General features: G+C 63.1%; 26 protein-coding genes. 13 read left to right on the top strand and 13 right to left on the bottom strand.

Annotation, left to right across the window (positions count from 1 at the left end; genetic code table 11):
* Positions 1-362: 362 nt before the first annotated feature.
* Both P0R35_RS15105 and P0R35_RS15100 read right to left on the bottom strand, forming a co-directional pair.
* Complete coding sequence (locus tag P0R35_RS15105; protein WP_284013202.1) at positions 363-821, bottom strand: hypothetical protein; 459 nt, start codon at positions 819-821, stop codon at positions 363-365.
* Positions 822-1,282: 461 nt separating this feature from the next.
* Positions 1,283-1,657 carry a hypothetical protein gene (locus P0R35_RS15100; protein WP_284014700.1) on the bottom strand — a complete coding sequence of 125 codons (375 nt, stop codon included), beginning with the start codon at positions 1,655-1,657 and terminating at the stop codon, positions 1,283-1,285.
* On the opposite strand from P0R35_RS15100, the gene P0R35_RS15095 reads away from it, so the two are divergent.
* Together P0R35_RS15095 and P0R35_RS15090 are read left to right on the top strand one after the other, a co-directional pair.
* Positions 1,588-2,331, top strand: coding sequence for an AAA family ATPase (locus tag P0R35_RS15095; protein WP_284013231.1), 744 nt, complete (start codon positions 1,588-1,590; stop codon positions 2,329-2,331). The genes P0R35_RS15100 and P0R35_RS15095 overlap by 70 nt on opposite strands.
* A 23-nt stretch (positions 2,332-2,354) precedes the next feature.
* Positions 2,355-2,516, top strand: coding sequence for a hypothetical protein (locus P0R35_RS15090; RefSeq protein ID WP_284013230.1), 162 nt, complete (start codon positions 2,355-2,357; stop codon positions 2,514-2,516).
* A gap of 503 nt (positions 2,517-3,019) precedes the next feature.
* Here the strand turns inward: P0R35_RS15090 and P0R35_RS15085 are convergent.
* The 3 genes from P0R35_RS15085 to P0R35_RS15075 are packed head-to-tail and all read right to left on the bottom strand — an operon-like array spanning position 3,020 to position 6,368.
* Positions 3,020-4,825, bottom strand: a complete 1,806-nt coding sequence (locus P0R35_RS15085; protein ID WP_284013229.1) for an Eco57I restriction-modification methylase domain-containing protein — start codon at positions 4,823-4,825, stop codon at positions 3,020-3,022.
* The gene (locus tag P0R35_RS15080) at positions 4,822-5,382 is read right to left on the bottom strand and encodes a DNA methyltransferase (protein ID WP_284013228.1); all 561 of its coding nucleotides are present in this window, start codon (positions 5,380-5,382) and stop codon (positions 4,822-4,824) included. Before P0R35_RS15080 ends, P0R35_RS15085 begins: the two co-directional genes overlap by 4 nt.
* Positions 5,383-5,417: 35 nt before the next feature.
* The gene (locus tag P0R35_RS15075) at positions 5,418-6,368 is read right to left on the bottom strand and encodes a hypothetical protein (RefSeq protein ID WP_284013227.1); all 951 of its coding nucleotides are present in this window, start codon (positions 6,366-6,368) and stop codon (positions 5,418-5,420) included.
* A gap of 314 nt (positions 6,369-6,682) precedes the next feature.
* Here P0R35_RS15075 and P0R35_RS15070 point away from each other — a divergent pair, with 314 nt between their 5' ends.
* Positions 6,683-6,934: a hypothetical protein gene (locus P0R35_RS15070; protein WP_284013195.1), complete on the top strand. Its 252-nt coding sequence runs from the start codon at positions 6,683-6,685 to the stop codon at positions 6,932-6,934.
* A gap of 108 nt (positions 6,935-7,042) precedes the next feature.
* Here P0R35_RS15070 and P0R35_RS15065 read toward each other — a convergent pair whose 3' ends face one another.
* A complete protein-coding gene (locus P0R35_RS15065; RefSeq protein ID WP_284013194.1) occupies positions 7,043-7,300 on the bottom strand; it encodes a winged-helix domain-containing protein in 258 nt (85 codons plus the stop codon).
* A 430-nt stretch (positions 7,301-7,730) separates the two neighbouring features.
* Here P0R35_RS15065 and P0R35_RS15060 point away from each other — a divergent pair, with 430 nt between their 5' ends.
* The 10 genes from P0R35_RS15060 (at position 7,731) to P0R35_RS15015 (ending at position 15,571) form a co-directional block, all read left to right on the top strand.
* Complete coding sequence (locus P0R35_RS15060; protein ID WP_284013193.1) at positions 7,731-8,003, top strand: hypothetical protein; 273 nt, start codon at positions 7,731-7,733, stop codon at positions 8,001-8,003.
* On the top strand, positions 8,000-8,530 hold the full coding sequence (locus tag P0R35_RS15055) for a hypothetical protein (RefSeq protein ID WP_284013226.1): 531 nt from the start codon (positions 8,000-8,002) through the stop codon (positions 8,528-8,530). Before P0R35_RS15060 ends, P0R35_RS15055 begins: the two co-directional genes overlap by 4 nt.
* Positions 8,527-8,841, top strand: a complete 315-nt coding sequence (locus tag P0R35_RS15050) for a hypothetical protein (protein ID WP_284013225.1) — start codon at positions 8,527-8,529, stop codon at positions 8,839-8,841. Before P0R35_RS15055 ends, P0R35_RS15050 begins: the two co-directional genes overlap by 4 nt.
* The gene (locus P0R35_RS15045) at positions 8,838-9,416 is read left to right on the top strand and encodes a J domain-containing protein (protein ID WP_284013190.1); all 579 of its coding nucleotides are present in this window, start codon (positions 8,838-8,840) and stop codon (positions 9,414-9,416) included. The genes P0R35_RS15050 and P0R35_RS15045 overlap by 4 nt, the downstream gene beginning before the upstream one ends.
* 36 nt (positions 9,417-9,452) lie before the next feature.
* Complete coding sequence (locus P0R35_RS15040; protein ID WP_284013224.1) at positions 9,453-10,496, top strand: tyrosine-type recombinase/integrase; 1,044 nt, start codon at positions 9,453-9,455, stop codon at positions 10,494-10,496.
* Positions 10,497-10,638: 142 nt separating this feature from the next.
* A complete protein-coding gene (locus P0R35_RS16745; protein ID WP_284013223.1) occupies positions 10,639-10,899 on the top strand; it encodes a DUF7563 family protein in 261 nt (86 codons plus the stop codon).
* Entirely contained in the window at positions 10,896-11,471 is a 576-nt protein-coding gene (locus tag P0R35_RS15030; protein WP_284013222.1) for a hypothetical protein, read from the top strand. The genes P0R35_RS16745 and P0R35_RS15030 overlap by 4 nt, the downstream gene beginning before the upstream one ends.
* Positions 11,468-11,839, top strand: coding sequence for a hypothetical protein (locus P0R35_RS15025; RefSeq protein ID WP_284013221.1), 372 nt, complete (start codon positions 11,468-11,470; stop codon positions 11,837-11,839). Before P0R35_RS15030 ends, P0R35_RS15025 begins: the two co-directional genes overlap by 4 nt.
* Positions 11,836-13,515: a DUF7845 domain-containing protein gene (locus P0R35_RS15020; protein ID WP_284013220.1), complete on the top strand. Its 1,680-nt coding sequence runs from the start codon at positions 11,836-11,838 to the stop codon at positions 13,513-13,515. Before P0R35_RS15025 ends, P0R35_RS15020 begins: the two co-directional genes overlap by 4 nt.
* 1,231 nt (positions 13,516-14,746) lie before the next feature.
* Positions 14,747-15,571, top strand: coding sequence for a hypothetical protein (locus P0R35_RS15015; protein ID WP_284013219.1), 825 nt, complete (start codon positions 14,747-14,749; stop codon positions 15,569-15,571).
* A 201-nt stretch (positions 15,572-15,772) separates the two neighbouring features.
* Here P0R35_RS15015 and P0R35_RS15010 read toward each other — a convergent pair whose 3' ends face one another.
* From P0R35_RS15010 to P0R35_RS14980, 7 genes are all read right to left on the bottom strand, one after another.
* Complete coding sequence (locus P0R35_RS15010) at positions 15,773-16,054, bottom strand: hypothetical protein (protein ID WP_284013218.1); 282 nt, start codon at positions 16,052-16,054, stop codon at positions 15,773-15,775.
* 1 nt (position 16,055) lies between these two features.
* On the bottom strand, positions 16,056-17,087 hold the full coding sequence (locus tag P0R35_RS15005) for a hypothetical protein (RefSeq protein WP_284013217.1): 1,032 nt from the start codon (positions 17,085-17,087) through the stop codon (positions 16,056-16,058).
* Positions 17,045-18,928 (bottom strand): hypothetical protein, encoded by a 1,884-nt coding sequence (locus P0R35_RS15000; protein WP_284013216.1) that lies wholly within the window; start codon positions 18,926-18,928, stop codon positions 17,045-17,047. Before P0R35_RS15000 ends, P0R35_RS15005 begins: the two co-directional genes overlap by 43 nt.
* A 174-nt stretch (positions 18,929-19,102) precedes the next feature.
* Positions 19,103-20,224: an ATP-binding protein gene (locus P0R35_RS14995; protein ID WP_284013215.1), complete on the bottom strand. Its 1,122-nt coding sequence runs from the start codon at positions 20,222-20,224 to the stop codon at positions 19,103-19,105.
* A gap of 63 nt (positions 20,225-20,287) precedes the next feature.
* Positions 20,288-20,488 carry a hypothetical protein gene (locus P0R35_RS14990; protein WP_284013214.1) on the bottom strand — a complete coding sequence of 67 codons (201 nt, stop codon included), beginning with the start codon at positions 20,486-20,488 and terminating at the stop codon, positions 20,288-20,290.
* Entirely contained in the window at positions 20,485-21,198 is a 714-nt protein-coding gene (locus tag P0R35_RS14985; RefSeq protein ID WP_284013213.1) for a hypothetical protein, read from the bottom strand. Before P0R35_RS14985 ends, P0R35_RS14990 begins: the two co-directional genes overlap by 4 nt.
* Entirely contained in the window at positions 21,191-22,267 is a 1,077-nt protein-coding gene (locus P0R35_RS14980; RefSeq protein WP_284013212.1) for a hypothetical protein, read from the bottom strand. Before P0R35_RS14980 ends, P0R35_RS14985 begins: the two co-directional genes overlap by 8 nt.
* Positions 22,268-23,006 lie beyond the last annotated feature (739 nt).

Here is a 23,006-nt window from a genome sequence, read left to right as displayed (position 1 = left end):
CAACGCCGCGTCGATCACGTCGGACCGCGGCGGGTCGTCGTCGCCGTCCGCGACGATCCCGGCGGCTTGGTCCAGCAGGTCGTTTCCGTTCGTCCGAGAGACGTAGGGTCGTTCGGTCGGTGCGCATATTCGGCTGACCTCCCCGTTTATAACCGTATGTATGAGCGGAGTCCGGATCGCGTCGATCTGGAGTTACTGGACGGGTCGCGCATTATACCCCACCCGCGCGGCCGCTCGGGCTGCGGACTCGACGCGAGCGACCGTCCGGATGTATGCACGATGACCCCCGCTCGTAAGGGTGTGCATACGGCCGGCGTGCATACATCGAGGATCCCCGTGACATTGGCGCGCGACCCCGTGTTTCACTCAGTGAGATCAACTACCGTAGGACCTACTGGTTCAAATAGTCGGAGTTGGCTCAAATTGTCGGAATTTATGTAGATGACACCCCCCTGTGTCTCGTCTGGTGAATCAGTTTCTTCCGGACGAATAAGCAGATCATTTTCAGATGAGTTAATTCCAATACGGACTAATCTTCCAGTAACAGTAGTTCCATCAGTCATCACAACCTCAACTCCACTACCAACCATTGCATTCTGTAGCAGAGTCTCCCAGGGTTCACTTCTGTGACTTCTCAAATCATGTCTGGCGTAGAGGGTTCCGACTGCATAACCTACCATTGAGATAATAATTACCTGTCCTGATAGACCGAATCCGAAGTCAATTATAGAATTTGATCCCAATTCAGATAGTAGAATTCGCCGAGACCCGAATACTTCCCACGACCACCAAATTCCATTGTTACTGAGGATGAAGTCCATCCAAGCCCCAAATTTAGCTTATGAAGTAATGCGTATGATATCAATGAGACCGCACCAAAGATAGATGTCAGGAAAATCCGGTCGTACTGGGCAAAACTATCTTTATCAATACTCGCCCGCAAAAACATCTTATATGCGATATATCCGGGCAGTAATATATACGAAACAAAAACGAGACTCCGGCCGAAAGCCAATTGCATGAGAACGCCTGACTCCATAATCATACTCTTGTAGGTATGTGTGTTAAGAATACACCGAACTTGCTACTGATATTGCGCTAAGCGCTTATTAGGTGATTTACAACACCGACTACCATTTTCGTGATAAGGCATCACTTTCACAGGAAACACCCCCGCATCCGGGTGCCTCTACTTACACTCCGCCCTTGGCTCGCTTCTAATACCAAACCGTGTTGGTAACGAGTTGATGTCAAAGTCAACCCCGAAACACGGCCTCTTTACTCACGTGAAGGGGAACTCGCGTGGACGATCGCCGAACACCGCTCCCCGAGCGAAGCGATCACGCTGACCCGCCACCTCACCGATGCCGACGAAGGGCGCTACGAACTGCTCGGCCTCGTGAACGAGTGCGAGGTCGCCCTCTTCTGGGACTACTTCTGGAACCATGTGGTCGCCGCGGGATTCGACGTCGACGGCGTCGACGACCTCGCCCGGGACGCGCCCGAGGAGATCCGGTACGCCGGTCGCGAGGACTACTTCGCGGAAGTCGACCTCGAGGATTGGGATTGGATTCACCCGCGGCACCAATGGCGGGCGGGTGGTACATCCGTCCCGCGGGTCCTGGAACTCGACCGCGTCCCCGAGCGGATGCCCCACCGCGACGCCGCGCTTGGGCGAGCTTCGCGAACGCCCTGGACCCGCTGCGCTCGGACCGCCCAGCGTACCCGATCTGTATCTCGGGGCCGACCGGCGCGGGCAAGACGGCCGTCTCGCGGTTCGCCGTCCGCGAACTTCGCCGGGAGACGGCGGTAAACACCGCGCACGTCGACTGCCTCCGGACGCGCTCGCGCGCCGCGATCCTCGAAGAGGCGTTGGTCGACGCCGGACTCAAAACCCGCTCGTCACCGAAGGCGGACGCCGCGTCGTCGTACCTCGCGCAGATGGAGGACGCCGACTCGCCGATCGTCCTCACGCTCGACGAGGCGGAACACATCGAGGACGAACACCTTCCGCACGTGCTGTTCGAGGCGGACGGCGTGACGCCGCTGTTCGTCGTCCACGAATACGAGCGGTTCGCCGCACGCCTCGACGCCGCGACGTCGTCGCGACTCCGCACCGGCCCGCACATCGAACTCAGCCGGTACAGTCAGTCGGAACTCGTCGACATCCTCCAGGCGCGCGTCGACGCGGGCGACCTGTCCGGGATCACGGACGGGACGCTGGAGCTGATCGCGGACACCGCCGCCGGCAACGCTCGTGAGGCGATCTCGATCCTCCGAGAGGCGTACTTGGAGGAAAGTCGCGGGACGAGCGAGTCACGCCGGCGCTGATCGCCGACGTCCGCGAACCGGCGATGGAGTCGATCCGCCGGTACAATGTGGAGCGCCTGGACACGCCGCATCGACTGTTGAAGCACATGATCGACGACGCAGGCGAGATACGGGCTGGGAAGCGCCCGACCTCTTCGAGGTGGAGTACCCGGACGCGCACGGTCGCGACCGCCGCCGGTATCTGAACGTCCTCGTACGGTACGGGTGTATCCGGAAGAAGGGAAGCGGGAGGGGACGCGGTATCTGTCCATTGACGCCGCTGAGTAGAGCTACTGGCTCTGCTGACCCTCCGAGTTGACATAAGTCTCGTTCTGAATATAGAGTGTGAGTTCAGTAACGTGATCACGCTTTATCCTGACGGCTCTGTTGAAACCCTCAGTCGCTAACAGACGGTGGGCCAAATCGTTCGATTTAGACTGCTGCATCTGACTGTTCGACCATCTCCTATCGCGGCTTATGACTCAATCACCGCCAAGGAGTGGTGTCGGGCTGTATCGTCTCATATCACACGCTCCCCACGTCGTCCATTCTAATCGTCGGTCGCTACGGCCTCACGCTCCTCCTCATCGAGGAACTCATCCAACGACGCCGAGTCACTGTCCCTCAACCCGCGGCCATATTCCGCGTGATAGTTCTGAAGATACTCCCCATCTCGTCGTTGAGACCGTACAACTTACCCACCAACTCATCAATCTCGTTCACGATCGGCTTGAACTGCACCGCGTGAATCACGCCCTCCGATTCGAACATGCGCTCCATTCCGTTCCACAGCGACTTGGACAGCCTTGATGCGGTCTCGGTGATCCTCCATATCCTCATCACTCGGCATCGGGAACGCCCGCACTCGTCCCCAGTTCAGGTCACGCTCGTTCCCGTACGTCATCCAGTACAGGTAGAACAGCGACGACTGCATCACACAGAACACTGTGCGCCGCTCTAACTCGGACTCGAAGTACATCGGTTCGAAATCCCGGGGCTTCTCGCCGGCGGGGTAGATGTTCTCCAGATACGGGTTGCACCAATACCGTGGGTGGTAGCTCCGCCACACGACGTGCGGCGTCTCGCTGTCCTGCTCACGGTCGCGGAATACCTCGCCATCATCTCCTATCGACTTCTGCCGCAACGTCTCAATCAAATCGACGTGCGCTTGTGGCCCCAGTTTCGGCATCGAGTACCTCGAGTCGTGAACGCCGATCTTCTCACCCAACTCGTACCCCTCGACGGCGTGGTAATCAATCGTGTTCGACAGCACTTGCTCGCGGTTGTCGCTATTCATCCGCACGAACTCGCTTGTTCGAATCTCGCCACTCTCCTCGGAGTTTGTCTTCTTCCCCGTGATGATGGACGCCCGCACCTCGGCATTCTCGAAGACTGATGTGGGGCGGCTGGCGAAGCACGAGATGAGCGTCTCCGGCATCGTCTCGCGCATCTTGTCGTGAACGGGCTTGAGATTAGACTGGTAAACGAGTCGGAGTGTCGTGATGTTCCCGAAGTATCCCCCGTCGTCAAGCAACTGCAATTGTCGCTCGACAAACTGCGCCGCCGTGTCGTTGATACCACCCGTGTCGTAGGTGTCAGTCAACACCTTCTCACTCTGTCCCATGATGTCCCCGTAAGGTGGGTTTCCGAGGATCAAGTCGAAGTTGAGCGTTCGACTGCTACCTTCACCCTCCTCGCCGTACCGTGGCGACACCTCGGGGAACTCCGCGAACCAGTGGAAAGGCTCGCCGAAGATATTCCCGAAGTCATACTCCAGCGGCCGGCGCACGAACTCGTCAAAAACGAATCCGTCCCCCAACATTCCTCGCAAATCCTCGACGATAGATTCCTTCGTGTTCCAATCCTCGTCGTCGTGGCCGTTAGACTGCTCGCGCTCCTTCACGTCCAATCTCGCGCTCTTGTTCACATCTCGCCACTCATCGTAGTCGAAACCGGCCTCATCGAGTCGCTCTAACTGTTCGTCGGTAAGTGCCTTGTCGTCCTCGCGTTGCACCTTCACCGACGACACCTGCGAGTGCAGCAGATCGTCGTCAATTGACGCCACCACGTCATCGAACTCGGTCACGTCTTCAACCTCGGTCTCAAACTCGAAGTTCAACTGTCGCAACAACTCGCGATTGAGGGCAGGTTGAATTTCCTCTTCAAGACGTTCAATCTCCAACCTCTCACCGGCCGCCTCCTCGTACTTGTACTCTATCCGACGCTCCAGCACCTCATCAATCGTCTCGTACACGTCAGAAATGTCGAGTGAAGCCGTCGTCGTGCCCGCGATTGGGAGACCGATCAGTGAATTCCCGGACGAGATGTTCACGTCGATATTCGGAAGACGGCCGTAGTCATCGTCCCACCCGCCCTCAACGATCTTCAACCATACGCGCAGCTTCGCAATCTCGCACCCGACAGGTTCGGCATCGACGCCGTAGATCGAGTTGAGCGCGAGTTGTTTCTTCTCTTCGAAGACCGTCCCACCATCTGGTTCGTCTCCTCCGTTCAACCCCGCAGCAGACTCATCTGGACGCGGTGAAGCTCGTCCATCGCAGTTGTGAGGAAGTGACCGCTCCCACACGCAGGGTCAAGCACTCTGAGATTGCTAATCCTCTCGAGCGCGTCCTCGGTGGCATCGGGGTCTCCAAACCATCCCTCTCTATCTTCTACGTGGCGCAGCATCTCCTGTAGGGACGTGTCTTCGTGACGAGTGGCGAACGCGTCTTTCTCGACGCCAGAATACTCACCGTACACGTCCACCAACTCGTCCTTTACTTTCGGGTCAACCGTTTGCCGGGTGATCATTCGAGTCACATCGTTCGGCGTATAGTAGGCCCCGATGTCCTGTTGATCGCGCTCGTACTCGAGGTGGGTAATGGTTTTCTCGAAGACCGAGCCGATCATTGAGGGGTCAAGACCACCGTCGCCGTCCCCAGGTTGGTGGTGAATCAAGTCTTCAATGAGGGTTGGGAGGACCCTGTCCTTCACCACGTACTCCTGCTCGTTCGACACGTTCTCACGGAACAGGCCGCCGTTCAGGTAGTCGACGTCGTCGAACCACCCCATCCGGTACTTGGGTTCGCGCTCCGGACGCGGCGTGTTCAGCAGTTTGTAGAACAGCGGCTTGATCTGGGATTCGTAAAGGTTCCCGGCGATTTCCCCTCGTACTCGTGGTACGCCTCAACCCGCTTCAGAAGGAAATCGTTCTCATCGAACACTCCCTTATCCTCGAGGAACTTGATGAAGAACAGCCGGTTCACGAGTGTGATCGCGAATACCCTCTTCTCACTCTCCGAGGCCCCACGCGGGGCCACTATGTCCTCCATCAAATTCGTCTTGTACTCGTAGTCCCCCTTCCCTTGACCGAACAGTAACTCGATGTACAAATCGAAGAAGTCCTCAATGCCGCGGCGGCGTGTGTCGCGTAGCTCGCGTGGCGCAGTCTCAGTGAGCAGGCTCGTAAGGTGCTCCTCGGCAAACACGTCCCAGAAGGACTCAATTTCCCCGTCAACATCCACGTCGACATCGAAGTCCACGTACCCCCGCTCAGCTGCGATGGCCTGCAGAACCGGACGAAAGTCCAACTCGCGGATGGTCTGGTAGTCAGCGAAGTCGCCACCAATCTCGATGCGAATCAGGTGCCACTCGATCCCATCGGTGGCGATACCGTAGTCTGGCCCAATCGCCTTGTTGACGAGGTATGCCTCCATATCCGAGATGGCTTCGTCAATCTTGTTCATCGACTTGTTCTCGCCCATCAACGCAACGCCGACGCCGCGAACCTCGAAGTCCGGTCTGTCATCGTCACGGCCGTAAGGCTGGGGTTCCCAATCCAACCCGAGATCATCAAGAACGTATTCAATCAGGTGCCGCTCCAACCATCGTTCGGGCGGATATCCAGTAAATTCAGAGTCATCTAGGCCGAGATCATCGCCAGTCAATTCCCGACGAATGTCGCCGTCCAGAACCTCCTGCAACTCGCGCGAGTTCAACCGTCGGTAGAGATCGTCTACAAAATTCTCCAGATCAGAACGAATCTCGTCCGTGGTCATAATGAAGTCTCGTTGGCTGAGGGTCCATCCAACATACCTTATAACTTCTCGAAAGAGTACCCCACCACGATGAAAGAGCGCCCTGTATTCAGCACGCCCTAACCGAGTTGTCAGGATCGCAGAATATCACAACTCTCATCTGCCGGAAACGGGGTGTGTCACAATATTCGTGTCCGGAAGTGCCGGAATTTGAGGGCTGTTTGTCCGGAAGTGGATCGGTGGGTCGACGCTGTATGGTGATTCTGTTCTTGAGCCCTGAAAGATAGTCGGCTTCTCTCACCTATTCAAACCCGAAACGGTACTCCGTTCGCTCGATGTCGACGAGAGATCGCGTCCTGTCCCCCCAGGACACCGACGACGACGCGCCGGAGATCCGGTTCAGCATCGATGAAGAGGCGTATCGGTCCGACGAGGTCAGGCTGACGCTCCATCGCGGGAACGACCGCGAACGATTCCGCGTCACCGACGAGGAGGAAGCGATCTACGAGGGTGCCGGCTTCGTCCCGGCGTGGTGTGAGGCGACGGTCCAGCGGCTCGGACTGCACCTCGACGTGATCACGGAGTGAGTCGGATGGCCGCGACTCAGAGCCAGAAGAGTACCAGCGCCAGCAGCGCGAACGTGCCGCCGAACACGAGGGCGATGAACAGCTTGGCGGAGAGTGGGTATCCGTATCTCATTCTCCGTCGTCCTCGAGGTCGGAAGCATCGAGTTCATCGTCGAGCCAGAGCCGCCCCTTCTGACTTACCTCGTAATATCCGGAGTCTGCCTTCCTCAACAGTCCATGTTCTTCCAGTGTGTTCAGCCGGAGACGGACTGTCGAGTACCCGATGTCGTGTCCATGGCGATTCAAATTCACGTACACGGACTTCGGCGGAAGCTCAAGATCGTGCTCAGATAGGAATTCAAGCACGACGGAGTCGTTCAACGACATCCACTCCGGCCGGGGTCGCATTCGGCTATTACAGCCAGTTCAGTCCCTTTATTACTGGAGGTTCGGGGACGGTGGTGGCACATATTCGCTATATCAATAGCAGATATGTGCTAAGACTTAAGCACCCTCTGTTCTCACAGGGTTGTAACGAAGGCACTTCGCGGACCCGTCGCTCCCCGATGGGTCCCTATTCGCAGAAGTTTGCGGACCCGGCGCTTGGGACGCCGGCCCGCGCGGGCCTTCGTGATCGAGGCACGAAAGCCATGTACGACGACGCTATGGGGGCCATCAAACCCCCGAACGAGAGGACGCACCGCTTTCCGAGAGAACCGACTGTCCCGACTGTGGACGCCCGCTCGCGGACCACGGCCTGACGTCGGCCGGCCCCGGACGGACGACGCTGGCGCCGTGCGGGTTCGACGTCGCGGCCGTGACGCTCCGCGAGATCGCGTTCGTCCTCGACGACTCGCCCGACGGAGAACCCAGCCGGCGGGTCGCGGCGGACGGCGGCGGAGTCGATCCCGAGGACGCCGAGTTCGTCGCGTGGTGTGACGACGGGTGTGAAGCCGTCGGGTGGTTCGCGGAGTCGAAGGCCGCCCAAGAAGTGGCGGGCGACCACCGACGCGAAACCGGCCATTTCGCCACCGCGATCCCGCGGGAGGATGCTGGAGACGACGAGGCGACCGGAGGTGAGTCGGCGTGACCGACGTGGACGTCACCGCTGGAGTCGGCTACGTGTGCCGTATCTGCGGGAACGAACAGACGGTCCGCGTCTACCCGGTCGTCCGCGACGACGGCGCGACGGTGGACACGGACTCGCGTCACCGTCTCGTCCAAGCCGGGTGCCCCCGGTGTGGCGAACGGCGGACCCACGTCGCCGCGGTGACGCTCGCGGGTCGTGGGGAGAAGGACGCCGCCCTCGGGGTCGCCCTCGACGGCGGAACCGCGGACCGGACGCTGACGCTGGACGGTGACGGGCTGGAGGTTCCGGCGGACGTCGACGTCTCCGACGGCGTCGTGTTCCGCGCCCGCGGCGCGACGGTCGACGTGAAGCCGCGCGGCGCGGACCGCGACCGCTATCCCCTGATCGACCGCCGGAGCCTCGAAGCGGACGGCCGGCGCGTCGTGAACGAGGGGATCGGGATCCGCGAGGTGACGGTGAAGCCCTACGGTGAGGATGCGCGGACCTACCGTGTCGAGGTCGCGGAGGACGGAGGTGACGGCCGGTGACGCTGGACGTGGAGCGGTTCACCGTCGGTCGCGCCGCGTCCGTCACCTACGGACCGCTGGGGGCGGAGCCGGAGCCGTGGACGCTCCGGTTCGCGACGGAGGGCGGCGAGCGCGTCGTCGTCCGGCTGGACCGTGAGGCCATGTACGAACTCTGGACGGAGGTCCGAGGCGTCCCGTGGCCGACGGTCCACCGGGATCCGGAGCGCCGCGAGAAGGACGAACTCGTCCGGGAACTCGTGGAGCGGGCGAACGTCGCGGACGCCGCGCAGCTCCGCGAGGCGCTGGACACGCTGGGGGGTGAGGAACGGTGAGTCTCGACTGGCCCGCCGGTTGGGACCGGACACCGCCCCGTCAGCGCGAGCGTAACCGGAGCTTCCGCGCGTCCCTCGCGGACACGACGAAGGAACTCGCGGCGGAGATGGACCGCCTCGACGCCGACGACTGGCGCGCGTCCATCGGAAACCAACACACGAAGTCGAACGGGCTTCCGCTCCACAACGCGAGTCCCGACGATCCGGGGTTCGTTCTCCGCTGGAGCATGGACGGCGAACAGTACGCCGTCGCGTGCGACGCCAGCCCGCGGCTTCGGGACAACGTCCGCTGGGTCTACAAGTGGATCCACGAGACGCGGATGCGCGGACAGCGCCCCGTTCAAACGGGTGACGCGGAGTTCGCGGCGGCGCGACTCCCGCCGGGCGACGAGGGAGCGGCTCCGGCCCGCGTTCCCGCCCACGAGGTGTTGGGTGTCTCGGCGGACGCCGACGACGGAGCGGTCCGGGACGCCTACCGGGATCTCGTCACGGAGGTCCACCCCGACACTCCGGACGGATCCGAGGACGAGTTCAAGCGCGTGAAGCGGGCGAAGGAGGTGATGCTCGGTGAGTGATCGCGTCCGGGAACGGTTCTCGCCGGAGGGATCGGCGTGAGCTTCGACACCTCACACGCCAACCGGGACGACCTCCGGCCGATCACGCCGCGGCAGGCGATGGAGGAGTGGCTGGACGTGATCGAGGCCGACACGGCCGGGAGTACGGCCCACTCGTACCGGCGACGGGTCCGCCAGTTCGTCCAGTGGCTCGAATCGGAGGACGTCCTGAACCTGAACATCGTCGACGGTCGCGACATCAAGGCGTACCGGGACCACCGCGCGCCGGCGCTGAACAACACCTCGATGAAGAACGAACTCCGGACCGTCCGGCAGTTCATGAGCTACGGGGTCGCGCTGGAGGCGGTCGAACCGGCCCTCGTGGAGAAGTTCTCGGCCCACATCCCGTCGCTGACGAAGGGGGAGGCGTCGAGCGATCTGATGCTCGGTCGGGAGCGGGCCCACGCGATCCTCGACCACCTCGACAGGTTCCGCTACGCGACCCGGGACCACGCGCTGTTCATCACGATGTGGGACACGGGCGCGCGTATCTCCGGCCTTCAGGCCCTCGACCTCGACGACTTCGACGCGGAGGACGGAACCGTGCGGTTCGTCAGTCGCGAGGAGTCGGAGACACGCCTCAAGAACGGCCTCACCGGGGAGCGGCTGAACGTCTTGAACGAGAAGACGGTCGAGGTGCTGCGGCACTACATCCGCGAGCACCGGCGGGACGTGGAGGACGACTTCGGCCGGAAACCGCTGTTCACCTCGAAGTTCGGCCGCCCGACGTCCTCGACGTTCCGGCGAACGACGTACAACCTCACTCACCCGTGTTTCCGCGGTGGGTGTCCCCACGACGAGGACCCGGATACCTGCCAGTACCGAGAACACGGACACGAGAGCAAGTGCCCGTCCGCCCTGAGTCCGCACCCGATCCGGACGGGCCGGATCACGGATCTGCGGAACCGCGGCGTTCGTATCCAGAAGGTCGCGGGCCGCGTCGACGCGCTCCCGGACACGATCAGGGCGTACTACGACAAGCCGAATCTCGGCGAGGAACTGGACCGGCGGCGAGACGAAATTGCGGAGGCTGGACTATGATCGGATCACTCGACACAGACGCTGAAACGGCTAGAATTGCAGTCGAAGCAGGGGGGTTACCCACTCGGCGGTCCCATAACCTTTCTGACAACAACTATCCGGCGAGGCGTAACTGTCGCCATACGGCGTCGGGGTGGGGGCTATGAAGGCCCCGCTCGACACGGGTGCGGGCAATTCGGAGTGTCAGTTCTGCGGCCGACACGTCACACGCCGGTTCGCGCGGGTGTTCGGAGACGAGGACGACGTCGCCCACCGCTGTCTCGCGTGTGACTCGACGTTCCGCGTCCAGAACGGGAGCGCCGCCGGACTCGACGTCGAACATCCCGATCCCGCGGAGAACCCGAACCGGAACCGCGGCCCGCGCGTCGGAGCGCCCGTCCGGACGGACGGAGGGAACCGATGACGTGCGACCGTTGCGGGTCCCGCTGTCACGGCCGCCTATGCGCGGAGTGTGAGTCTATCGAGGCGCTGGAGCGCGCTACCGAGTTCGACGCCGTCGACGAGGACGCCGACTCGGAGCTGCGGGACGACGAGGCCGCGAGCGACGCCGGCCGCGACAGCCCGGTGTACCATGTCGTCTGTCGGGATTGCGAGTTTGAGTCCATCGTGGACGACGCGCGCCTCGGGGACACCGTCTCCGAGGACGCCCGCCGTGTCGTCGAGAAGCACCGCGAGTGGTATGGACACGACGTCGAGGCCGCGAACGTCGGGACCGCTGTCGTCACCGACGGTGGAGTGTGGGGCCGGAACGTGTCCGGCTACCTCTCGGCGGAGACGTGTCCCAAGTGTGGCGGGGAACTCCAGTATCAGGGACACCACGGGCAACTACAATGCCTCTCGGAGCCGTCGCACACCTTCACTCACCTCCGGAACGGATCCGGGACGCATTGGCTCGCGGACGCTGACGGGGAGACGAGCGCGAAAACGACAATTGCGGACGAAGCCGCCCCGCATTCGGGGGGTGGTTCACGGTGAGTCGCACCGGCCCCGACCTCGGAGAGTTCGGGATCGTCCCGCCCACCGTCGTCCGTCAGCCGCCCACGTCGGGGGCGTCCATGCACCTTTGCGCCGAGTGTGGAGTCCCGATAGAGGGAACGAAAGGATCCCAAGTCGTCCAGCGGCCGAACCTCGCGTCCGACGAGGTCGCGGACGCCGTCGGAAAGCGCCTCGTCGTGTTTGGGTTCGTCTGTGAACGCCACCGTCAGCCCGTCGTCCACCCGCTCCCCACGAACCGCTACGCCGCGAACGTGAACGGCGGTCGCGGCTGGACCGGCGTCCGGCTGGAGTTCTCCGACACCGTCGTCCGTTGGGTCGCTACCCCGGAGAGTGAGGTGGAGCGGTGAGTTTCGAGTCCGAGTCCTTCGCCGCCGCTCCGGGTGGCGACCGCGACGCCGGATCCCTCCCGGTGTCGTCCGTCGAGGACGTCGCCCCGAAACCGCGCGCCCACGGCGCGAGCGTCGCGAACGTATTGAACGACCTCGCGCCCTCGGACGCCGACGCCCCCGCTGGACAGCGCGACACGCTGTATGCCGACGCTGTCCGCTACTGGAGGGAGAACGTCGAGTCCCACGAGAACGAACCGTATCCAGCGACCGAGTTCGACGCCGAGTGGCTACCCGAGACGGCCGGCGAGTGGGTCCTTCTCGTCAAGTCCTCCGGCTGGAAAGCCGGAACCGGCTACGGAGACGACTACTCGCAGTATTACGAGCAACACATCATGCTCCGCGAGCGCGTCGAGACGGACGACGGTGTGGAGCTGCGGAAGCCCCCACTCGCCCTCCACGTTGAGGTCATGCCGCAGTACCGGGACCTCGTGTTCAAGAGCGGGGATCCGCTGGAGTGTCCGTATGGAGAGGGGACCCGCGTCGTGTGTTGGACGACGTGGGCCGAGTCCGGGTCCGAGGTGGAGCGCCGGATGTACGACGCGATCCGCGCCGTGTACGGAGACGACGTCCTCGGCGTCGCCCGCGACCGGAACCCCGACTCCCGACGCGTCCAGAAAGCCGAAGCCCACTACCGATTTGACCGCGACAAGAAGGGGGCCGTCGTCGAGACGGTCGAACAGTCAAAGGACCTCGTCGCGTGGGGCGGGAACTCCGAGATCGACGCACATCAAAAGCGGGTGCAAGAGGGTTGGCTGGAGGCCCGCGTGGAGTCCGACCGCTGGGATCTACTCGGGTTCGCGGATGTGAACTTCGCCACCGAGGTCAAAATCTACGAAATCCCCAATTGGCACAAGCGGCCCGCGTCGGATCCGCACGCACATCCGAAGATAGAGGCGTCTTTCGCGGGCGCTGACGGGAAACTCCCTCACGTCTCCGAGTGGGACGACGCGATGGACCACCTCCGGACAGTCGTCGCCACACACGCGCATTGGGCCGGCGTCGAGCGGGCGGACCTCGTCTCGGACGACTTTTTCGACGGTGCCGGAGCTGCGGAGTGGACGTACCACCGGCCGACCGGCCGCCGCGAACACCTCCGTCAGCGGTATCAAGAGGTCGCGACGGAGGTCTACCGCGAGGCGCTGAAAGACTCGACGGTCGCCGTGTACGACATACTCCGCGTGATCGCCACGGAGACGGGCGCGACCTACGACATGCTGGAGGATCGGACGGGACTCGCCCGCTCCACGATCCGCTACCACGTCGCCCGTCTCGCCCGCGAGGGTGTCGTCAAGCGGCTGGGGAACCCGGTCCTCGTCGTGTTCGTCTCTCGCGACCTACTGGAGCGGTCGCGGGAGATACTGGACCGGGCGCGGCCCGGACGGACTGCTGACGACATGCGCGAGGACGCCGAGGACCGCCGCGAGGACCGCGAGGCGCGGGACACGCCCTCGGAGACGGACGAGGACTCCGACGCCGCCACGGACGACGAGGCGGCCCCACAGCGCGACGAGTTCGTGTACCTCGGTGACGTCCCCGAGACGATCCGGGACGTCGCGGTCGCGGTGTACGACGGTCGCCTCGGTGACGAGGACGTGAGGATCCGCGAGCGCCGGCTACGCGAGGCACCCGGATAGCGCCTCGACACCCCAGCGTTCGCTCTTTCTTGAGTGGCGACACCGTCCGTTAGTCCTTCTTTTCGCGCCTCTCGCCTTCTGTGAGAGGTGGACGTCGTCTCGCGACGCCTCGATGTCGACGAGGATCGTCCGTTTCACTTTCGCCCGGGTGTATATGGGGCGTGTTCGCTCCAGTTTCGGAGCTGCGGACGAGGATCGCGTCCGTCGCGAGCGCCCGGAAGCGCCCTTGACGCCCCGCGAGAACGCCCGCGAGCGGGTCCGCGCCGCGACCGCACATTAGCACCCTCCCCTACGGTAGTGCCCCTAAGGGGAGAGAAGAATTACGGCCGGCGGCAGAACGCCGCCGGCCTACCGCCACCGCGACCGGACGACGAACCCGACGCTCGTAAGGGTGAGACACACGAGAACCGCATAGGCCACTACCCCACTACCTCGACAAATCCCCTTGTCGGGTTCCCCTACGATGGGGTAGCTCTGTTGAATCCCTAGTCGCCGATATTTTGTTGAGGCCGGCTGGATATAGAGCGTGAATCGGTCGATGACACAGCGCCCCATATCAGAGAAGCGAGTCGCTGCTGTTCTGACACTTAATTGGGATTTATATATACGTCAAGCTAGCATTATTTGTGACATCATCTGAGAATCATACTCCCGATGAAAATTCCCCGTCCGATGAATCCTCGCTCTCGAGGCGTAACCTCATCCGTTCGTCCGCAGTCGCGGGAATCGCGGGTGTCGCGGGGTGTTCGAATGGCGGTTCTGATCTGGTAGGAACGTCAACCACAACGAGCGAGCAGACTGGGGAAATGAGCGGTAGTTACACTGTCCAAGCGTTCTTGCCCACTCTTACCACGACGGAAGGAGACGTTGTCACTGGTCAATCCCAGAACTCAGACTTGACTACAATTTCTAAAGACCAGGGGTCTTACGATATTACTGAGGTCGATCGGCTAGTTGTCCCAACAGCCGCGGATTTTAACACCGATTCAGTAGATGTCGATTTTCACACTTCATTCCACATGTGGGCCGACAAAGAGCTGATTTTGATTATATGTATGGATCTCTCGAACTACAGGTCCCTCCTGGCAATGGTCCGGTGGGCCAGACTGCCAGTGTTTCTGTCAAAGCTGACAAGTCTGAGGTAGTAAATAACGGCGTAGTGGTGGGCAAGGGAAATATTTTGGAATGCTCACTAAGCAAGTTAGCAAGCACTCGTCAAAGCGTATATACGGTGGGAGCAAGCCTTAACGTGACGTTTGAAAAAGATGGGGAGATCATACATAGAGTAGATTCTGCTAGTCACGATCAGCTGACTCAGCAAGTATACGCGATTCCCAGTCCGTATCTCGAGGAGGCAAAGGACCTGATGGAGGTTGCTGCTGAGGCTGAGGATGCGATCAACTCGTATGGGGGAAAATACACTACAGCGGCGGCTATAGGAACGAAAGCGTCTATCGCGGGGGCGACCGGCACACTCGATGAGCCGATGGTGCAGGGAGCGATCACAGGAGGTATCGCTGGAATCGAATATAACGTAGAGCAGCAAACCAGTTCACTGGGTAATATCGAAGGCGTGGTTCGATCGTACCCTGAGGTAATTTACGAGGACTTCGGTAGCAAGGAGTTCCCCAATAGGAACTCCACATCAACTCCACCAGCCAGTCCGACACCCACGCCCACTCCGACGCCCACTCCGACGCCCACTCCGACACCCTCACCCACTATAACAGCGACTCAGAGCAAGTTTGATGGGGACGTTTACTACGAGATCAGCATTGTCTCATACAAAGAAGTGGAAATTAAGAACGTTTCATCACCAGCCAGAGATGTAGATAGATTCAGGATCAAACTAGATACGCCTTCGATCACAGACACTCTTCCGCTGTCCCAGTTCACACCGAAGAGCCATTTTGAACCTGGTGCGAGTGTCTACTTGAATCAGGACACACTCGGCTTGGACGAACCGTTTGAGTACCTGTATGGCGGATCGATCACTCTCGAAATGAAGGTTAACGGAGAGTGGGACTTGATCGAGAAAGCGAGGTATGAAGCCTAGCCAGTCATGACTTGTTCGTCCCTCAACGCAGTGGATGAGAGATGACGTCCAACCGCCGCGAGCAGCGCCCACTCCGCTACCGGACTCCGAACGTACCCGAGGCGGGTATAGACGTTCAACACGTGTTGTGGAGGACGAGGACTGCGAGTAGTCCCAAGCCCACAGCCGCGTAGAACGCGCGGGCCGCGCAGTCGCAGAAACTCACACCGCGGCCCCCACGACGCGCCCGAGGATCCGGACACCGTCTCCACCCCAGCGCGCTATCTGGACGATTCGCTGGACGTCCACGTCGAGGACACCCGACGCGATGAACACGCCCATGAGCGTGAGGAACCCGCCGAACAGCCATACGTAGGCGGTGAGGCCCTTAGCCCGGCGGACCATCCGACCCGCTATCAGGATGAACGCGCCGATCCCGCCCGTCTGGACGAGTTTCATCCCCAGGTCCGCCAAGTCGAGGCCCGGGACGAACAGCGGGACCATATCAGGACCCTCGCCGGAGCGTCAGCGCGACTTGGTCCTTCCGCGTGAACCGCTTGACGAGACGGTAGACGCCCCACAGCGCCACAGCCCCGCCCGCGAGGACGAGGGCGCTGGACACTTGGCCGATCCCGGACGCGACCTCGACGCCGAGCCGACGAACCACGCCCGACACCGTCCCCGGCGCGAGCGTTTCGAGGACCACGACGAACGCGATCCCGGACGCGGGCGCGGTCGCCCATATCGGGATCCGCGTCCGCCGCGAGACGATGAACGCCCCGAGGACGAGGGCGACACCGAGCGGACCCACGACGAGGGGCGACGACGTCAGCCCTCCAGCGCGCCGAACCTCCGCCGGAGCTGCGCCGCCACCCCCGCCGCCGCCACCGCCGCCAGCCGACCCGGCGGTTTCGTTCGCCTTCACGACGGACAGTAGCTCCGTGTCGTCCTCCGGGTCCGTGAACGTCACCGGAGACGACGCTGTCGCCTCGTCAATCACGTAGCCGTCGCGAGTCTCCGAGACGAGGCGGTAGGTGTCTCCGGTGACGGTGTCGTGATAGACGACGTCGTAAGCGTCGCCCGACGTCGAAGCCGGCCCGACCTCGAAACTCGGTTGCGTCGGATCCGTCACCGAAACGCGGACGTCGTTCTCCGGCTGGACCTCGACGGGGATCGTCCGGGCGCGGGCCGTCCCGCCCTCCGGAGCCTTCGGCGCGTAGATCCGTTGCTTGCCGCCCGCCTCGACGACGACGGACTCGGACGGAGACGTCCACGACTCCGACATGAGGTGATGGACGAACTCCCCCGAGGCGGACCCGCCGACCGCGATATACGACGACTCGGACCACGAGTCCATCCGGAACTCCGTGTCCAGCGAGTTCCCCGCGAGCGTCGGAGACGTCACCGTGATGGACCCGTTCTCGACGCGAACCCGCGACCCGTTCACCCGGACGTGTGTCGTCTCTCCAGCGTCCACGGACCCGAGGTTCACCGTCAGCGTCGTCCCGTCGAGTTCGTAGTTCGCGTCCCCGTCCACGAGGACGAGTTCGTCCGGAACTCGGCGTCCCGGATGGACACGACGTTCGACGCGAACGGGATCACAAGCCGCGCGTCCGCCCGCGAGTCCGCCCACGTCTTGCTGACGTTGTACCGCTCGGACCATGCGTCGCCCGCGTAGTCCACCGTCTGATTCGACGCCGCGGTGTGTTCCGCGACCACGCCGACTTGCGGGGCCGGAGCGTCCGCCGAGAGGTCGCCCCCGACGGTGACATTCAGTTCGTTCGTCTCCGAGAGACACGACGAGTTCAGCGTCAGCGTCGCCGTCTCTCCAGCCGCGAGGGTTCCCGGGTACGACTCCGAACAGTTGCCCAATTCCACGCCGGGATCGACCGTCTCCGTCTTTTCCTGAACAGCCAATTCGACCGCCACGGAACCCGAGCCGGTGGTTGTGGTGATTTGAGTCGCGTCCCGCCCGATTGGGAAGTTTGTCGACTTGGATTCTCCCTGTGAGAAATCACCGAGTGTCACCTCGGTCCCGTCGTCGGCGGAAACAGCGACGTTGCTCGCCGCTTTCGCGCCCCAATACACGTGAGTCGGGTATCCATGGCTTACCCCGTCGGTTGTCTTGGTAGACCAGTCAGTCTGAGGCTTGTTGTTGTCGATGTGGAGAGCGAACGCCTGCTGATTATTCGGCCCCGATTGCGTCGTGGTCGTGGTTACAAACTCTATCGTGTAGTTCGCACCCGCGTCGAGGTTCTGCGGACTGTCGAACGGAATCGTGAGATTCCCGGCCCCGTCCTCCGGCATCCACTTGGCATTATCCGCGACTCGTGTTCCCTCCGCGTACACGCCATCAGGTGCCTCTTTCACGAGATATACGTCGAAATAGACTCCATCATTCGAGTCCACATTTGCGTACGTATATTCGATATCGACGGTGATGCTTGACGCCGTATCCGGGGCGTTTGTAAACTTCATTTCAGAATTTACATACGTGTCCTGATTATCGTCCCAACCTGCGACCATGAAGAAGCCGGACTTACTCTCCGCGGTCGTCGCGGCCTCAAGTTCTGACGCTGTGACTGTGATCGACGGCGAGCCGTTCGGTCCAGTCGGCGGAGCGCTCCCCGCGACAGAAACCGACCTGCTATCACCGTCGCCCATACTCAGGAACGTTTGATTATCCCACTCGGTGTTACTCACGCCCGTCAAGTTTACCGAGACGTCGGACGCCGCGTCGAGGTCCGAAAGGCCCCACGAGAGAGACGTCCCGTTCGTCGCCGGGGACGCCGCCACCGAGACGCTGGACTCGAACGTCACCGCGTTATCCGAGAAATGCGGGACCTCGAACACCAAGAGGCCCGATTCTTCGCGGACCGGCCGCGTCCACTTGGATCCGTCGTCGTGGACGCCGTGGACGAGGTCCGGAACGTACCCCAGCGCGCCTTTCACCGCCGTCAGCGGAAGCGCGACCTCGCGCCCCTCGTGGTTCGTCGCGTCCGAGATAACCAGCGCGAGGCCGTCGCTGTCGCCCCCGAGGACCGCGCTGGAGTTGTCGAGGTAGTCCGACGCCCTCGACGGCGTCGTCAGCGTCACCTCCAGCGTCGAGGCGTGGCGGGACGACATGGTCGAACCACGCAGCTCCGACACGGACACGCCCACGTCAGCGCCCGCGGGCAAGTCCTCGTGGACGTTCGCGTCCGGAACGCCCACGAACCCGGACGAGGACGCGCCCGCAGTACCGGCCGCGAACACGGGCGCGAACATGCCCACGATCACGAGCGCGGACAGCGCGACAGCGGCCGCGCGAGAGGCCCGATCCTCACCCCCCGGGGGGTTGCGCCCATACGACTCGACACACGCGCGCGCGTATCGCATCAGCGAACCGAGACGTCCGCGCGGATCCGGCCGTCTCACGAGGAACCACCCCCTCCGGTCGCGTCGAGAGTAGCACCCTCCGACGTCGACGAGGATCGATCAGCGCGATCAGCGACCACCGACCCCCCGTCCGTCGCCGCCTCGGCGTCGTCCAGCGACGCTTGCGCGGGTCCGTCACCCGCCCCCGCGTCGTCGCTGGGCGCGGGCGTCGCGTTCGTCCTCGCGCGAAGCCGCGTCCGCGTCAGCCGGGTCCTTCGGAACGCGCGGGACGAGGCGGACACGCAGTTCCTCGTCCGTCGGTTTCGGAATATCTCCCCACGCGAGCGGGTAGCAGAACCGTTGCTCCGTCCACATCACGCACTTGCCGGTCTTGAGGTGAGAGGTGAGGTCCGTGTTCATCGGGACGTTCCCGACGCCGACCACTTGGGACGCCCGCGTCGGGTTCGCCGTCCCGTTCATCGTGATCCTCCAGCGGACCTTGCGCTTCACCTTCTCGTGAAAGTCTACGTCCGAGTGACCGTACCCGAACACCGACACCCCGAACTTGCGAGCGTCCGCGTAGGTGTCTCGGAACAGTAGGATCTTCTCATACGACGAGTAGGCGTCCTTAGACGCCTCTTGCGGGATGACGTCCCCTATCTCGTCAATGATGAACGAGACGAAGAAGTGGTACGGGCCGCTGTGGACCCGCGCGAGGACCGCCGCCGTCCACCAATGCTGTACCGGGTCCCCGTCCGAGAACTCCAGTTCGTACTCATACGGGCAATCCTCGTAGACCTCTTGACAGCCCCGCATTTGCGGGTCCGGATAGACGACGTGGAACTTGCCCGGCTGGACGTGATTCTCAAAGAGATCCCGCGGATCCTCGTAGTACCGGACCTCCCGGACGACGTCCTCCAGCGCGACCGACCGAGAACCCGCGGAGTTCGTGGACTCCAGCCGCGCCTCGACGTCGCACGACGCCGGGAGGCACACCGTCGCCCACGGCGCGAGCGGGACCCACTCGGACCGCGACGTGGACCCCCGCCACACGACCGCCTCGGACATGCCGGGGCGATTGTTCACCTCCAGTAGCCGCGTGGACCACTCCAGCGCGTGCGTGGACTTGCCGGCCCCCGGCGGCCCGATAGCCATGAAGTCCGTCCCTCCAGCCGCGGAGTGGGCGCTGTTGTCTCTCGCGTGCTTGAGACAGCCCGGAACGACCCGCGGGTAGTCAAAGACCGATTCGTCGTAGGCGGGCATGCTGAAATGCCGCCGGATACTGTCCGCGTCGGTGTGACGCGCGTCCCCAGCCACGTCCCCGTATCCGTCCGGGGTTCGAGGTCCGTCAGCGTCGAGATGTTTTTCCAAGTCATGTTTTCACATCCGCTTGTCCGTCGTCTCCGTCGTCTCCTGTTCCGCGAGTTCTCCAGCCCGCTTTGCCACCTTCCGGGCCGCGCGAGCGAACGCGGGCAGTAGGAACTCCGCCGCGAACGACTCCCGGAAGAACGGCCCGTGGTCCGCGTCGTGAGGCGACACGACGAGGTAGCGCCTCGACGTCTCCGCCTCGTCCACCGTCACCCGCGTGAGAAGGTCGTCCGGGACCTCCGCGTAGGACGCTTCGGTGAGGCGCTGTCCCCACACGGACAGCGCGTCGAGGAGTCGAACCCCTCCAGCGCCCGGTCCAGCGCCCACCGCTGACGCTCGTGGACCTCCGTCAGCGACGGCCGCATCCCCGGGTGTTGCTGGACGTCCGGATCCGGCTGGAGCGTGTCGTCCTCGTCGGACACGTACTCCACCGCCGACCACCGAAGCCGCCGGACCGCCGCCGAACATGCCGGCGTGAGGTCCGTCGCCACCACACCCCGGCGCATGTCAGCCGCCCGGTCCGGTGGTTGTAGTTCCTCGACGTCGTCCACCCACCGCTCGCGGGCGGGCGACGTAACGAGGACCGAGAGGTCCAGCCCCGCGAACGCGCGGTCCGCGACCCACTCGCCGGAGAGTTCCCCCAGCGTGAGGATCACGGCCCGCTGTCCCCAGCGGATGAACTCCCGCCGACTGTCGAACCCGTCCACGAACGACCCGAGTAGGTCCACATGGTCCGACGTGAGTTTCTGGATAGCCGGCCGGAGGTTCGTCGTCTCCGGAAGCGACCGCTGGAGACGATCCACCGCCTCGCGGTCGAACTCCGCCGGTCGTGCGGCCCCGGTGTCCGTCGTCGTATCTGACGACGCCCCGACGTCGTCCGTCTCCGAGGGGGCGTCCTCGGCGTCGAACCCGGACTTAATCATCCGCTTCACCTCGCGGCGGGACCGCCTCGTCGGCGCGTGGACGCGGCCCACCCGCATCCGGGTTCGGTTCCTCCGGCGCGAGACGTTCCGCGAGCGTCCCGAACACCGTCTCGGTGTCCCGCTCCCGCTCGCGGACCCTCTCGACGCGACGGAGCGCGTCCGACTCGTGGTACTTCTCGCGGAAGTGGTCCGCGTCCGCCCTCTCGGAATAGCCCTCCAGCGTCCGGACCACGTTTCCGAGGACGCTGTCGAACGCCGCGGGCGCGAGTTCGACGCGAGCGGACCCCTCGACGGGCCGCGTCACGAGGGCGAGAAGCGCCACGCCCCCAGCGACGATCCCCCAGCCGACCGACGCGAGGGACAGCGTCACGACAGCGCCCGCGAGGACCACGACCGTCGTCCCGCCCACTATCTTCCCGAACGCGATAGACGGGAGCGGGACGCCGCGGACCCACGTTCCCGAATCCTCGTCCTCCGGGAACGACACGAGCGACGGGAACGCCCACTCAAACGTTTCCTCGTCGTACTGGACGACGTCGTCCGCGAGCGGGTCCACGAGGTAGATCGTATCGAACTCGTCACCCTCTCCCGGACGCCCTTCGATCCGCGTCCGGATCCGGTCCCATACCGAGGACTCGTCCTCGTCCGGGAGGGTGAAGTCCTCCGGTGGAGCCTCCAGTTTCCGTTGCTCCGACGCGGAGAACTCCATGACCGGCGTCGCGTCCACGAACGGCCATGCCCGCGCGAGGAACGGGAGCCAGCCCGACCGCGGGATCACCTTCTTCCCGTCCTTCTCCCGCTCGACGACAGTATGCACGCGATTCGCCCACCACCACGTCCCCGACCCGTCGGGTAGCACCTCACCCGTCTCCGCGCGCGGCTGGAGGAACAGCGACCGCTCGCCGGTCCCCGACATGGCGTAGAGGACGAGTCCGCCGATGAACACGCCCCCGAGGACACCGAGGAGCTGCGGACGGCGCGCGAGCGTGTCCATGATACCCGCGTAGAACACGAACCCCCCGAGGAACAGCGACGCGAACCCGAGGAACCCGTACTCCAGCGCCCCCATTGGGGACCCTTCCCGACCTTCCGCATGACCTTCGCGTCGAGGACGACGAGGCCGCCCGCCACCCCGAGGACGTAGATGAAGATATTGAACAGCGACCACTTGATAACGCCGCCGAGGGACCCGATAGGCACCGATTGGGTGGCCTTCGAGGTCTTGAGACGGAACGTCCATTGTGTCGTCTCACGGTGTCCGACCACCCACATCGTCACCCGCTTGGACGTGTCGTAGAACCGCGGGAGTTCGACCTTCGCGCGGTCGTAGCCGCCACCCGGGAGCGTCACCGAGGCGTCGCTGACGGTGACGTTCCGCGGGACCTCGACGACACGCCGACCCGAGGACGAGTTCTCGACGCGTGTCCCCTTATTCCACGTCACGATCCGGACCGTGAGGTCCAGCGGGTCAGCCGTCCAGCCCCGGTAACTCCCGAGGTACACAGCCTTCCGCTGGACCGTCGTATACGGCCGCACGTAGCGCGAAGCGTTCGCCGGGTCGTTCGGTGTGAGTAGCCCGACCGGGACGTGTCGGAGCCATATCTGACCCATGTCGCCCCACGGACGGACCGACGCCGGAGCGTCGAACCGGAGCGTCCGCGAGAGGCCCCGGACCGTGTAGCCCTCCGTCGTGTTCGTCGCCGTCTCGTTCACTTGGGCGGTGACACCCGGACCACGGGCGTCCGTCGCGGCCGACGCGACGCCGCCACCGAACCCGACCACGACCGTCGAAAGGACGAGAACCGCGG

The organism is Halobaculum litoreum, assembly GCF_030127125.1.
GTDB lineage: Archaea > Halobacteriota > Halobacteria > Halobacteriales > Haloferacaceae > Halobaculum > Halobaculum litoreum.
Note: the sequence above shows the minus strand (reverse complement) of the source record. Positions and strands in the feature narration are given on the sequence as shown.